The sequence below is a fragment of the Thiomicrorhabdus chilensis DSM 12352 genome (assembly GCF_000483485.1).
Classification (GTDB): Bacteria; Pseudomonadota; Gammaproteobacteria; order Thiomicrospirales; family Thiomicrospiraceae; genus Thiomicrorhabdus; species Thiomicrorhabdus chilensis.
On sequence record NZ_KI519609.1, the window covers coordinates 1,021,454 to 1,034,066 of the forward strand.

General features: G+C 48.1%; 11 protein-coding genes. 2 read left to right on the plus strand and 9 right to left on the minus strand.

What is annotated here, in order from left to right:
- Nucleotides 1–40 precede the first annotated feature (40 nt).
- Nucleotides 41–829, minus strand: a complete 789-nt coding sequence (locus B076_RS0104885) for a M90 family metallopeptidase (protein WP_084205708.1) — start codon at nt 827–829, stop codon at nt 41–43.
- A gap of 191 nt (nt 830–1,020) precedes the next feature.
- Here B076_RS0104885 and B076_RS0104890 point away from each other — a divergent pair, with 191 nt between their 5' ends.
- A complete protein-coding gene (locus B076_RS0104890) occupies nt 1,021–1,908 on the plus strand; it encodes a DUF808 domain-containing protein (protein WP_028486328.1) in 888 nt (295 codons plus the stop codon).
- A 56-nt stretch (nt 1,909–1,964) separates the two neighbouring features.
- Here B076_RS0104890 and B076_RS0104895 read toward each other — a convergent pair whose 3' ends face one another.
- Together B076_RS0104895 and B076_RS0104900 are read right to left on the minus strand one after the other, a co-directional pair.
- On the minus strand, nt 1,965–2,288 hold the full coding sequence (locus tag B076_RS0104895) for a DUF6172 family protein (protein ID WP_028486329.1): 324 nt from the start codon (nt 2,286–2,288) through the stop codon (nt 1,965–1,967).
- 116 nt (nt 2,289–2,404) lie between these two features.
- On the minus strand, nt 2,405–2,713 hold the full coding sequence (locus B076_RS0104900) for a peptidylprolyl isomerase (RefSeq protein WP_038150426.1): 309 nt from the start codon (nt 2,711–2,713) through the stop codon (nt 2,405–2,407).
- A gap of 180 nt (nt 2,714–2,893) precedes the next feature.
- Here B076_RS0104900 and B076_RS0104905 point away from each other — a divergent pair, with 180 nt between their 5' ends.
- Entirely contained in the window at nt 2,894–3,442 is a 549-nt protein-coding gene (locus tag B076_RS0104905) for a DUF2058 family protein (RefSeq protein ID WP_028486331.1), read from the plus strand.
- Between the two features lie 109 nt (nt 3,443–3,551).
- On the opposite strand, the gene B076_RS0104910 is transcribed toward B076_RS0104905, so the two are convergent.
- The 6 genes from B076_RS0104910 to B076_RS0104935 all read right to left on the minus strand — a co-directional run bounded on the left by B076_RS0104910 (nt 3,552) and on the right by B076_RS0104935 (nt 12,401).
- Complete coding sequence (locus B076_RS0104910; protein ID WP_028486332.1) at nt 3,552–3,833, minus strand: hypothetical protein; 282 nt, start codon at nt 3,831–3,833, stop codon at nt 3,552–3,554.
- A gap of 199 nt (nt 3,834–4,032) precedes the next feature.
- Nucleotides 4,033–5,748 carry a proline--tRNA ligase gene (locus B076_RS0104915; RefSeq protein WP_028486333.1) on the minus strand — a complete coding sequence of 572 codons (1,716 nt, stop codon included), beginning with the start codon at nt 5,746–5,748 and terminating at the stop codon, nt 4,033–4,035.
- A gap of 108 nt (nt 5,749–5,856) precedes the next feature.
- Nucleotides 5,857–7,869, minus strand: coding sequence for a putative bifunctional diguanylate cyclase/phosphodiesterase (locus B076_RS12130; RefSeq protein ID WP_051347180.1), 2,013 nt, complete (start codon nt 7,867–7,869; stop codon nt 5,857–5,859).
- Nucleotides 7,870–8,754 carry a substrate-binding domain-containing protein gene (locus B076_RS0104925; RefSeq protein ID WP_028486334.1) on the minus strand — a complete coding sequence of 295 codons (885 nt, stop codon included), beginning with the start codon at nt 8,752–8,754 and terminating at the stop codon, nt 7,870–7,872.
- A 132-nt stretch (nt 8,755–8,886) separates the two neighbouring features.
- Nucleotides 8,887–9,681 carry an SDR family NAD(P)-dependent oxidoreductase gene (locus B076_RS12135; protein ID WP_051347181.1) on the minus strand — a complete coding sequence of 265 codons (795 nt, stop codon included), beginning with the start codon at nt 9,679–9,681 and terminating at the stop codon, nt 8,887–8,889.
- A 242-nt stretch (nt 9,682–9,923) separates the two neighbouring features.
- Nucleotides 9,924–12,401: an AsmA family protein gene (locus B076_RS0104935; protein ID WP_028486335.1), complete on the minus strand. Its 2,478-nt coding sequence runs from the start codon at nt 12,399–12,401 to the stop codon at nt 9,924–9,926.
- Between the last annotated feature and the right edge of the window lie 212 nt (nt 12,402–12,613).

A 12,613-nucleotide genomic window follows, 5' to 3' on the forward strand; every position in this document is an offset into this window, starting at 1 on the left:
TTCCAGCCCTGCTGTCCGGCAGGGCGCAACCCGATCCAGTTTATTCTGTCAGCCGCCTTAGCGGGTTTTGGCGGTAGAAAAGGCTTAAGGCTTGGTAAACCTCAGGAAACTTCTTGAATAGTTGATTCGGCGCCCTGAAGAAGTATTCGCTGCACACCGCAAAGAACTCTGCCGCAGAAGTTGCCGCATAGGGATCTATGTCGGGGCGCAAGCCATGCTCGGTCTGAAATTGCAGGTGTGAAAAGGCTGAATTGAAAGCCTCTGTCCACTCTTTTCGAATCATGCCGGAATGCAGTGGAGGCAGGCCGTTGGCCACACCGTTAAGCATGTCCAATTTGTGGGCAAATTCGTGTATCACCACATTGTGTCCTCTTTTCGGTTCAACCAGGTTGGCCTTGACCTGCTCCCATGAAACAATCACCGGCCCGGTTGACCAGGCCTCCCCGCCCAAAAGTTGTTCCTGCTCAGACACCAGACCGATGGCGTCGGTCACTCTACGTTTGACCTTGAATGTCGCAGGATACAGTATGATATCGTGCCAGCCGTCGTAATAATCCAGACCTAATTTAAGAATCGGTAAACAGGCTTGTGCGGCCACGGCCACCTTCATTTCCTCGGTCACCTGCAATTGTTGGGCACCGATGAAATTTTTGTTTTGCAAAAACAGCACGCTGAGTTCGCGCAAATGGGCTTTTTCCACTGAATTCAAGCCCTTGAAAATCCGCGCTTGATGCATCAGCGAATGCCAAATACCACGGGGGATGGGGTGCTGAATCAGGGTGCTACGGATCAGCAGACGCTTCAGCCATTTGAACGGATTGATAGTCACTTTGTAAACTTCATTTAAAATTGATCGGTGGTCTCAAGCGTAGCATAATTTCAATTGTTCGTTCAGTCCGGCTTAGGCCGGCATCAACCCAGATTTTTAATTGCGTTTCAGGCTGCGGGTATGCTGAGGTTGATTGTGGGACTGAAAAGCCTGATGATAACCAGTCATCAAACGTGATAAGGAAAGACGTCATGGCTTCAGGGATTTTTGTCATCCTGGATGATATTGCGACCTTATTCGACGATGCCGCCACCATGTCGAAAGTCGCGGTCAAGAAAACCGCCGGAGTATTGGGAGATGATCTAGCGGTCGGGGCCGAAAGGGCGTCCGGCTTCAAAGCTTCCAGAGAGCTCCCCGTTTTGTGGGCGATTACTCAGGGGTCATTTAAGAACAAGCTGATCATTTTGCCGATTGCGTTTTTATTGAGCGCTTTTGCACCTTGGTTGATAAAGCCGATATTACTGTTGGGGGGCGTCTACTTGAGTTTTGAAGGGGCGCACAAGGTGTATGAGTTTCTGTTTCATCCAAGCAAGTCAAGACCCGTTGCCGAAACCGTTCACAGCAAAACCGAGATTCTTGAACAAGAAAGCGACAAGATAAAATCCGCGATTTTCATGGACTTCATTTTGTCCATTGAGATTGTGATTTTGGCGCTCAGTTCGGTCTCCGAGCAGACGCTGCCGATTCAGATTGTCGCCGTGACTTTTGTGGCTCTGCTGGCTACCGTTGGGGTTTACGGAATCGTCGCTTTGTTGGTGCGAATGGACGATGTCGGCCTAGGACTTTTGCAATTTTCCGAAAAACATCAAGGTTTCAAACGCTTGCTTGCCGAGCAAACCGGTCGTGGATTGATTCTATCCTTGCCCAAAATCATCCGTCTGCTTTCGGTGGTCGGTACCCTGGCGATGTTGCTGGTAGGCGGGGGAATTTTTGTCCACAATCTTGAAGCGGTGCATCATGCCATTGAGTTCATGCCAATACTGCTTGCCGAATTGTTGATCGGCTTGATTGTGGGCCTGGTTGCATTAGGTGTCGAGAGACTGCTTCATCGCTTTTTGAGAAGAAGTGGTAAGGTTTAGGCATTAGCCCAATAAAAAAAGCGGCCGTAAAAGCCGCTTTTTTTATTGGGCAGGCTTCATTCAAATTCTGCTTCTGGTTCAGGCTTGTCTTCTTGGGGTCTTGCCACACGAACTCCTGGCTTAGCGAGAATTTCCAAGTAGAAGCTCTGCAGATTATCCGTTTCGGCCTGATTGATGTGCTGGTCGATTTCGGCCACATGAATCACGACACTGCTTTCCTTGTCGCTCCCGAAGCGGCAGTCGAAATCCCAGAAGTCGGCGCTTTTAGGCAAGGCTTTGTTGCGCTCTCTTTTGATGTATTTCTTAACCTCGTGTTTGATGGCTTCTACCCGTCTGGCCGGGGCGATTTTTTCATGGGTCAAGGTAAAGGTTTTTCTCATAGGGTTCTCAAAGTAAAAGGGAAACGGAAAAGGGCAGAGAGTATAAGCCATTTTATCAAAAGACGTTGATTTTCCTTGTGATAACGACCGGGATTTTTTTAAAGAGTTCTCTGAGATTAACGGCTGGAGTCACCGAAATGTCGTTTTTTAATCCATAGCAAATGGTAGCCGTGCACGCTTTTGATGGGGCCGACGACGCTTTCCATTGGTGCTTCGAAAATCGCTTTTTCCAATTCACTGACGATGACACCGGGTTTGGTCAATCCCAAATCGCCGCCGATTTTGGCAGACGGACACAGAGAATGCTGTTTTGCAAGCGCCATGAAATCTTCCAGGTTATGAATCAGAGGTTTCAAATCCAGGCAGGCCTGTTGATTTTCAAGCAGAATGTGGTGCGCTTTGGCGCGTGAATCGGGATGAAGCATAGTTGGTATTGGTTGTGATGAAATTGTTATGGGATTGTTAATTGTTTTTTTTATTAAAGCACAGTTCGCTTTAAACGCATAATGGCTTTGCGAGTCGTGGCTTCAATCTTAACGCTTTGTTGTTTTGGACTTGGTTGAATGCGGTAGAATAAGACCACATTAAATGAACGGGCACAAGATATGGCAGGAAACCTATTTGACCAGCTTAAAAAAGCCGGCCTGATTAACGAGCAAAAAGCCAAGCAGGCCAAGAAGGCGAAATACCAGCAAACCAAAAAAAGCAAAGGCAAAAGGGGCGATCAGGCCGAGAGTGAGGCCGCCAAGCTTGCAGCCGAAGCCGCCCGTAAGAAAGCAGAACGCGATCGCCAGTTGAATCTGGAGCGTGAACAAGCTCAGCAGCAAAAGGCCGAACAAGCGGCTTTGCGTCAATTGATTGAATCCAATCGCCTGCGCGGATATGAAGGAGAGTTGACTTACCACTTTGCGGATGAGAAAAAAGTCAAAAGCCTTCAGGTCAATAAACAGACCCGTCAAAAACTGGTGAACGGCGAGATACGCATTGTCTCTTTTAATAATGCTTATGTGCTGTTGTCACGAGAAGCCGCTGAAAAAGTCGAACAACGTGATGCTGCCCTGTTGATTCCATTGGCCGAAGCGGAAGAGTCGATGTCTGAGGAAGATCGGGATTTCTATGCTAAGTTTGCCGTGCCTGACGATCTGATCTGGTAGGGGGCAGGAGCGAGCGCTAGCTCGCGTCCTTTGTGTTAGCAATCGTGATTTCACTTAGGGCTGGGCGCAACGTAAAAGATTCGCTAGCCCAGGTTCGAATCGTTATAGCTTAACGTTGTGACGCTTTGATATACTCGCGGGCGCGCTCAACTTTATCGATGCAATTTGGATATTTTCCAAATTGTTGTTGGATTTTTGCAGCGCTTAACAGACTAAGCGCCTTGGTGTATTCGACCGTACCATCAAAACCGTTGGCTTTGGCATAGTCGAGCTCTTTATAGGCAATGTCGAGGCCGTTTTCGCATTGCATTGCCAGCGAACTATTGGGATTGCTGGCACAACCGGCCATTAAAAACATAAACAGGCTTACTATCAGTATGTTTGTTCGCATATTAAATACCTCGATTTAATCTTGAATACATTGATCGGAACAACATTTTCATTTTAACGGATTCTGATAGGCATTACATTAACTTATTCTATGCTAAAAAGTACTTGTGATTGGGTCATGAGTGAACAGGCCTGTCCAGTTTCTACGACATAAAAAAAGCGGCATTAACGCCGCTTGTTATCGTTAGCTCAAAGAGTGATTATTGGCCCAGTTTCTCCATCAGAAAGTCGATGAAACCCTCTTGAGCAACATCCTGGGATTTTTCGTCACGGCGGTTTTTGTATTCCAACATGCCTTTGTCCAAGCCGCGCTCTCCAATGACGATGCGGTGCGGAATACCAATCAGATCCATGTCGGAGAACATGACCCCTGGACGCTCGCTACGGTCATCCAGCAACACTTCAATGCCTTTTTCCGTCAACTCTGTGTAAAGCTGTTCAGCGACTTCGGCCACACGTGGAGACTTGTGCATTTGCATGGGAACAATGCACACTTGGAAAGGTGCGATGCTTTCCGGCCAGATAATGCCTTTGTCGTCGTAGTTCTGTTCGATGGCAGCGGCAACCACGCGGGTGACGCCGATGCCGTAACAGCCCATTTCCAAAATCTGCGAGCGGCTGTTTTCATTCTGTACCGTGGCGTTCAAGGCACGCGAATACTTGTTGCCCAATTGAAAGATATGACCCACTTCGATGCCGCGGCGGATTTCGATTTTGCCGTTGCCGCATGGGCTAGGGTCGCCTTTGACGACGTTACGGAGGTCAGCTACCAAGAATGGCGTGGTATCGCGATCCCAGTTGGCACCGGTGAAGTGGAAACCGTCTTCATTGGCGCCACAGACAAAATCGCTCATGTTGGCCGCGGTACGATCAACAATCACCGGGATTTCCAAACCGACCGGACCGATGGAACCGGCTGAGCAACCCGCCGCGGCTTTGATGGCTTCGTCGCTGGCCATTTCAAACGGCTCGGCTACTAAATCCAATTTCATGGCTTTGATTTCGTTGAGTTCGTGATCGCCGCGCACTACCAGCGCAACCACCGGAGTCTCTTCGTTTGCGCCTTTGACCAAGATGGTTTTGGCGACGACTTTTTTCTTAAGCTGTAAAAAGTCGCAGACCTCTTCGATGGAATGTTTGTTTGGAGTTTCGACTTTAGTCAATTCAGAGCTCGGTGCCGGGCGTTCCCCGCGCGGTGCCAAGGCCTCGGCCAATTCAACGTTGGCAGCGTAATCGGAACCGGTCGAGAAAGCGATGTCGTCTTCGCCCGAATCGGCCAGTACGTGGAATTCGTGTGAACCTTCGCCGCCGATGGACCCAGTGTCGGCCTGCACCGGACGGAAATCCAAGCCCAGACGGGTGAAGATGCGATTATAGGCATCGTACATGTCGTCGTAGGTCTGCTGCAGGCTCTCTTGATTCATATGGAAAGAGTAGGCGTCTTTCATGATGAATTCACGTGAACGCATCACGCCGAAACGCGGACGGATTTCGTCACGGAATTTGGTCTGGATTTGATAGAAGTTGATTGGCAATTGCTTGTAACTGCGAATCTCCTTGCGAACCAAATCGGTGATGATTTCCTCATGCGTTGGCCCCAAAGCGAAATCGCGTTGGTGGCGGTCTTTAAAACGCAGTAGCTCTGGACCGTAATCGGCTAGGCGTCCGGACTCTTCCCATAATTCCAGAGGTTGAACCACCGGCATCAACAACTCTTGCGCGCCTGAACGGTTCATTTCTTCGCGAATGATCGCCTCTACTTTCCGTAATACACGTACACCAAGCGGCAACCAGTTATAAAGTCCGCCGGCTAAAGAACGGATAATGCCGGCGCGGATCATCAGCTGGTGACTGATGACGACCGCATCGGAAGGGGTTTCACGGGTAGTGGATAACAGTAAATTAGAGGTTTTCATTGCAAAGCGGTACCTTAAATCTGAAAAGAAATGTGCGCGTATTTTAACATGCGAAGCGCTCAACGCGTGTTGATATTGTTGCCGGATTGTCGGCTTTCGCCGCGTTTTTTATTGAAGCGGCGTCAAGACACAGCAGGTGTTCTGCTGTAGAAAGTGTTCAAAACTTTCAACCGGAAGTGGCGGGGCACAATAGAAGCCCTGGTAGGCTTCACAGCCGATCGACTGCAGATACTCGAGTTGAGCCTGGTTCTCGACTCCTTCCGCTACGACCGACAAATCAAGGGTTTTGGCGATTTTGACGATGGTTTCGATAAAAATCGCACCGGAATCGGTGTCATAATCATCCATAAAGGATTTGTCGATTTTCAAGGTGTTGATTGGAAAACGTTTCAGGTAGGCCAGCGAAGAGTAGCCTTTACCGAAATCATCCAGTGAAATCGAGACGCCATAGTTGCGTATTTTGTTGAGCAGCCTGAGGTTTTGTGGTGAGTCTTCCATAAACACCGATTCGGTCATCTCGATGTCGAGCTTATTGGGTTTGATTCTGGCCGAGCTGATTAAACTTTGGAATTTATTCTCGAAGTGGGTGTCCAGAAACTGGACGGGAGAGAGGTTGACCGAGATTTTCAGGTCAATGATGCCGGCTTCTTTCCAAGCTGTTTGTTGGCGAACGGCCTCCTGCAGGATCCAGTCGCCCAGATCGACCATTAAGCCGTTTTTTTCTGCGGCGGGAATAAATTCATCGGGCGGAATCAGACCTTTGTGCGGGTCGATCCAGCGAACCAAGGCTTCAGCTCCAATGACTTCCCCGGTACGGGTTGAGATTTTTGGCTGGTAATAGAGTCTGAATTCACCGTTCTTAAGGGCTCTCCGCATATTTTGTTCGAGTTCGATGTCTTGAATGACTTGTTGCTGTAACGCTTCGGTAAAGAATTTGAATTGGTTTTTGCCGGCGCTTTTGGCTTCGTACATGGCGATGTCGGCGTTTTTCATCAATGAGGTGATGTCGACCCCGTCCTTAGGGTAAAAAACCACACCGGCACTGGCGGAGATTTTGATGGGGTGGGATTCGACGAGATGGACACTGGTGATGTGCTCCAAAACTCGTTGAATGATATGGCTGAGTTCAACCATGCTTTTATAGTGACTCAAAACTATGACAAATTCATCACCGCCGACGCGTGCGATGATGTCGTATTTTCTCAGCACTTCCTGCAGAATTCCGGAGATGTTTTTGAGTAATTCATCTCCGATGTCATGGCCAAGGGTGTCGTTGACGGTTTTAAAGTTATCCAAATCCACAAACAACAGCGCAAATTCGGTTTTGTTGCGCGAGGCTTCGTCAATCAGCCAGCCGAGTCTTTCGTTGAGCTGGTTGCGGTTTGCCAACCCGCTTAAGTTGTCGGTTCTGGCAAGCCGGTAGAGTTCATCACGCTCATGCTCCAAACGGTCGAAAGTCTGTACCATGGAGGATCGCACGTATTCCAGCTCGCGGATTTTGAAGTGTTGCGGTGTTTCCGATTGATAGTAGGCATATTGTCTTAGGTGTTCAAGCGGATGAGTGATGTATTTGCGCAGGGCTAGCCATAAGAGCAGAAAAACCAGTAGCGGAGTCAAGCCGAAAACCAATAAGAAATTGAGTTGATTCTCGGCAAAATAATTGCTGACATGATTTTTATCGAGATAGATGAATAACTCGAACTGTGCGGGCTGATCCTGGATGAAAAAACGGATTTTCGTTTCGAAAATCTGACTGTTCATCAATTGTTGTGCCGAAATGTTCTGTAGGTTTGACAGCGTAATCTTATCAGGTGGCGGTTTGGATAGGGAGGTGTCGGTAGACAGCAGGATGTGATTACCGTAAGAAACGGCCATGGCGCGGATTAAAGGGTTGTTGGCGACCTTGCGGTGTAAAAAGGATTTGAAGGATTTTACCGACTCGATGGTGCGCATTTCCGTTGAAATGATATAGGCGGTTTCGGAAAGGTCATGCCGGATGTTTTCAATGATCAGGTTGGTTTTTTGTTGTTGGTCATTGAGGTAGTAATAAGCAAACACCGAATAAAACACTAGGATGATGAATACTAAAGCCGCAATGACGAAACGATGAATGGATAGCATTTACATAAGGTCTCTAATGGGGAATTGAGCTTGATTGAGACGTTTTACCAAGGCATCCGAAAGTTCATGGTTTAACCATTCGATATCCTGCAACCCTGATTGAAATTCTTCAAAGCTGTTGTTTTCAAGGTAGGGTTTGACCTTCGTGTAGTATTCATGAGGATCGTTGTTTAAGGCTTGAAGTGAACGATTCACAATGGTTTTCAAGGCTTTGAACTGATCTTCATGAGCCGCAAAATTTTCTTTGTTGGTGTAAAGGGCATCGACAACCAGAAGATCCAACCCATTTCGAGTCGACCCTAGGGTTTGAAAGCCGAGTGTTTTGAGTTTGTGGTTATAAGGTACATAGGTCACAACGATAGTGGGCCGCTTGATTTTGGGTAGGCTTTCAAGCTCGGACACAATGCGTAATTGATCGTTGTTGATATAGTTGAATGTTTTGTTTTCCAGGCGGTTTCTTTTGATGAAGTCCTTGAAAACTACATGGTTGATCGAGTTGATCTCAAGGTAGACGTCAATGGTCGCTGAACTCTCCTCAAGTGCCTTCAGGCTGTGGTTGCTCATGACCATGTCGCCGCCTTTGGAGCGGTTGAACATAATGATGGGCATCAATGAGCGTTCTTGTCCCAGTACTTGACGGTATTCATATTGGGTACCGGTAAAGGCATGCATGTGGTTGGTTTGATAGATGTGCATGCTCTCACCAAGCGAGACCACGGTGGACAGTTTGATGTTGTGTTCATCCAGCCAGCCACTCTCTTTGGCGTAAAAAAGTGGCGAATAACCAATCCAGGAGTTGGCGATGATTTTGAGTTGAGGTGCCTCTTTGCTGCTGCAGGCCGAGAGCAGGATGAACAGGGAAAGCAGCAATAATTTTAGTTTCATGGTGAGACGGCCTTTGTAAAAGAGTTGTATCAGAAAGCGATCGGTTGTTTTTAAGTTTAATTAAACCAGCGTGAAAAGACTTGTTCAAGTGAAAAAAACAATATTTAAAGTGTTTATGAGTTTGGGGTTGGGTCATGTGTGTGGTCGTGGTTTAGCCTTTTCTTCCTCGATGACTGTGGTGGTTGGACCGCCAGGCGCTTGGTGAATCGACATGAGTTCAATTCGGTTGATGTTGACGTGCGGCGGCTGGCTCAGCACCCAACGAACCGATTCGGCCACGTCTTCCGATTTGAGCGGTTCAAGTCCCTCATAGACACGGCTGGCGCGTTCGGCATCGCCTTTGAAACGTACCAGAGAAAATTCACTCTCATTGAGCAGGCCTGGCTCGATATTGGTAACGCGCACGGCGGTTCCCAGCAGGTCGCTTCTTAGATTGATTGAAAACTGTTCCACAAAGGCTTTGGTTGCACCGTACACATTGGCGCCTTTGTAGTGATAGGTTCCGGCAATGGAACCGATGTTGACGATGTGGCCATGATTCGCCGACACCATTTTGGGCAGAAGCTGTCGGCTTAAGAAGGCCAAGGAAAGACAATTGGTTTCGATCATGGTCTGCCAGTCGTTCCAATCGGTTTCATGCGCGGGTTTGAGACCCAAAGCCAAACCGGCGTTGTTGATCAGAATGTCGATGGATTGAAAGGCTTGCGGCAAATCGTCAAGTGCTTGCCTGAGTTTGGAATGATCATTGATATCGCAGGCGATGATGTGGCATTGAGTCAAAGGTTCCAATTGTGCCTGTAGCTGCTGTAATCGTTCTTCTCTGCGAGCCAGCAGAACCAGTTTCAGGCCTTGCTGCGCCAAGATTTCAGCCGTTGCTTTGCCGATTCCCGATGAGGCGCCGGTAATGAGTGCGGTTTGATAATTCATGATGTGCCAAGTTGATGAGTATATGCGGTTTTTGAGGTCAGTTTTCCTGAATTTTACCTGAATTCTACTAGGTTTTATTATTAGGGTCATTTTAGGCCAGTTCAAAAGGAATGCCAGTCATTTCGACCGCTTTTTCAGCTTTTGATAATGAGCAGGCCTGGTCTGTTGGGCGGCGGTTATAGAGCCTAATGAAAAAAGGCCTCAATAGAGGCCTTTGATAAAACAAAATTGAGGGCGGAGTCTTAGAATTTGAAGCCTTTCAAAATATTGCTTTTGAGTTCATCTTCGAGTTTTTTCTGGACCTCTTCCTTTTTCTCCTCGATTTTCTTTTCGACTTCTTGCTTGGCTTTTTGCTCAAGCAGCGATTCCAGGTCTAACGACACTTTAGGTGATTTTAAAGCCCCTTTGAGTTTGACCGGAATGGTCAGACCATTCAATTCCTTGAGGTCTTCACCGCCTTGACCCTTGTCACTGGCGACAATTTTGGTTTTAACCAGGTAGTCGAGCTCTTCTTTGACCAGATTGACTTTTCCGAGTCCGTTAATGCGCATATAAGGTGCTTGTGCCAACAATTTTTTGGTGTCCACCACGCCGTTGGTGATTTGCACTTCGCTGATCAGTGAACTGAAGTCAGTTTTTAACTCCTCGGTCGGTCCGGCGGCTTTTTCACCGGCGATTTTGGCTTTGGCCTGACGGATTGATTGCGCCAGATTGAAGCCTTTGATGGCGCCGTCCTTAAGGTTGACCGCAGCGCTTCCATTGAGGTTCTGTTTAAAGGCCGATAGACGATCGCCAGCGGTGGTGATGTTGGCGTTGACGGAACCGGTGCCGCTTAAGCGGTCATTGTCGGTAAAGGCCAGCAATACATCGCCGACCGGGACGTTTTTGGTGTCGGTTTTAAAGGCGTATTTAGGCAGTTTGCCACGTACATCCAAGCTCGCCGAGGCCAGCAGTTGAGTTTTGAAGATGTCCATTTTCAACGGATTAAGATTGATCAGACCGCCTTGACCTTTCACCGTGGCCACAATATTTTTGGGATTGAGCTTGTCATAGGTCACGCTTCCGGCCTTGAGGTTGGCATCAATGCTCAGGTTTCTCAAGAGTTCGGTTGGCAGAGTAATCGGGGTATCCGCGGTTTCTGTTTCAGGTGTCGGTTCTGGCGCTTGTTTGGGTTTGGGCGGCAGATAACGGTTTAGGTTGATTTGGTTAAGAGCCAGGTTAAAGCCGATGTCCGGCTTTTCAAAGTTCTGGAAGCTGGCCTGACCTTTGAGTTCGCTGTCGTCCAGTTTGACTGACAGGTTTTTAACTTTTACCGCTTGAGATTGGCTGTCAAAATCCACCGCCAGTGTGGCTGAGGCGCGTGTAAGGGTGGTTTTATCTGACATGCGCTCAACTGCGTCGATTTTTAGTCCCAGTTGAGTCAATAGCCGACGCAGGTTGGTTTCGTTGAGCGCCAGTTGAGAACTTACTTTGGGATGGGTTTTCAGCTGGCTGAGTTGCACTTGTCCCGAGGCTTTAAGGTCCAAAGCTTGCAGCTGGATGTCTTTAAGCGCGGCGGTTTGCGCCTGCATGTTCAGCTCCGGCTGAGTGCTTAAGGAGACGTTAGCCTGGCCGTTTGGCAGAGTGTCTCCTTTGAGTTCTCCGTCCAGGGTGAAACGTCCGGATTTTAAGCTTTGGTTAGCCAGGTTGAATTCCGGGTTTTGGAGATTGATCTCGCCTGTGGCGTGACTCAAAGCAAAATCCTCAGAGCCCTGCATGTCATAAGTGAGTTTCACCGTTTGCGCTCCGGTGGTCTGCTTTTGCACATCGGTTTTAAGCTGGGTTAGACTGAGCTTGCCTTGGATTTCTTTGGCGACAAAATCTTTTCCGCCTTTAACCGAGTAAGTCAGAACCAGTTCAGGTAGATCGATTTGGGTTTGCCCCAGTGCGAATTTCAGAGAGGGGATGTCTAGTTCGGTTGTGAGCTTGGCGACCGGAATGTTTTCCCCTTTAAGTTCATTGCGCTGCACCAGGTTTTGAATTTCGATTTGGCCATTCTGTTCAATCTTGATGTCCACCGATAAGTCGGTTTGGGTCTGCATATCTGGGTTGGTGATCTGGGTGTCGGCTTGCAAAACGACATTGAAAAATTCACCAAAAGTAACGGCATCCGAACTCAGGTTAAAAGGTGTCAATGAAACCGTTTGCTGGTTCAGCTGGTCGTTCCATTGTATGTGACTGTCCTGAATGTCCAAGCCGCCGAAACTCAAGGCGGCGAGTTCTTCAAACGAATCGTTTTGGTGGTGCTCTTCTTCTTTGTGATGTTCCGTTTTTCCAACGGTTTTAGTCACCAGGTCATCCCAGTTGGTCACGCCTTGCGCATTGCGTTCCAGATTGAGGTTGAGTCCATGCAGGGTCAAGGCATCGATTTCAAGTTCCCCTTTCAATAACGGCAAAATGGCGACCCCCACGTTGACTTTATCCACCGTCGCAAAATCGCTGGCCTCAAATCCTTGCGCATTGCTCATTTTTGCATTTTCCAGGCTCAAGCCCAAATGAGGGAAGAGGGAGATTTGCATGTCACCGATGGTGAGCTCGCGTCCGGTCTTGTCACTGATGAATTGGGTGATTTCCTGACGGTGGTCGTTAGGATCGACCGTTGCAATGAGAATGCCGATCGCCAGTACCAGTAAAACAATCAGGCTGACGAAACCGATTAGAATTTTTTTTGCAAGGCTCATGGTGAATCTCCGTGGTGTTGGATTGGCTTGAGCGTTGGGCGTTTTATCGCCCGTTTGATTGATGACTTTAAGACAAGCTTGTGCATGGCGTTGGATGTTAAAGTCTATCCATCATTTAACCATAACTTGTTGCTAAGTGAAAATGCTTGTTCGGCAAGTTTTTGTTTGCCAAACAAAATCGGCAGGCCTGCTTGGTTGGCGCAGGTGATTTG

Excerpts from the sequence above, each read along its gene's own strand:
- B076_RS0104890 (WP_028486328.1), top strand. The coding sequence starts at position 1,021 with ATGGCTTCAGGGATTTTTGTCATCCTGGATGATATTGCGACCTTATTC.
- B076_RS0104895 (WP_028486329.1), bottom strand. The coding sequence starts at position 2,288 with ATGAGAAAAACCTTTACCTTGACCCATGAAAAAATCGCCCCGGCCAGA.
- B076_RS0104900 (WP_038150426.1), bottom strand. The coding sequence starts at position 2,713 with ATGCTTCATCCCGATTCACGCGCCAAAGCGCACCACATTCTGCTTGAA.
- B076_RS0104905 (WP_028486331.1), top strand. The coding sequence starts at position 2,894 with ATGGCAGGAAACCTATTTGACCAGCTTAAAAAAGCCGGCCTGATTAAC.
- B076_RS0104910 (WP_028486332.1), bottom strand. The coding sequence starts at position 3,833 with ATGCGAACAAACATACTGATAGTAAGCCTGTTTATGTTTTTAATGGCC.
- B076_RS0104915 (WP_028486333.1), bottom strand. The coding sequence starts at position 5,748 with ATGAAAACCTCTAATTTACTGTTATCCACTACCCGTGAAACCCCTTCC.
- B076_RS12130 (WP_051347180.1), bottom strand. The coding sequence starts at position 7,869 with ATGCTATCCATTCATCGTTTCGTCATTGCGGCTTTAGTATTCATCATC.
- B076_RS0104925 (WP_028486334.1), bottom strand. The coding sequence starts at position 8,754 with ATGAAACTAAAATTATTGCTGCTTTCCCTGTTCATCCTGCTCTCGGCC.
- B076_RS12135 (WP_051347181.1), bottom strand. The coding sequence starts at position 9,681 with ATGAATTATCAAACCGCACTCATTACCGGCGCCTCATCGGGAATCGGC.
- B076_RS0104935 (WP_028486335.1), bottom strand. The coding sequence starts at position 12,401 with ATGAGCCTTGCAAAAAAAATTCTAATCGGTTTCGTCAGCCTGATTGTT.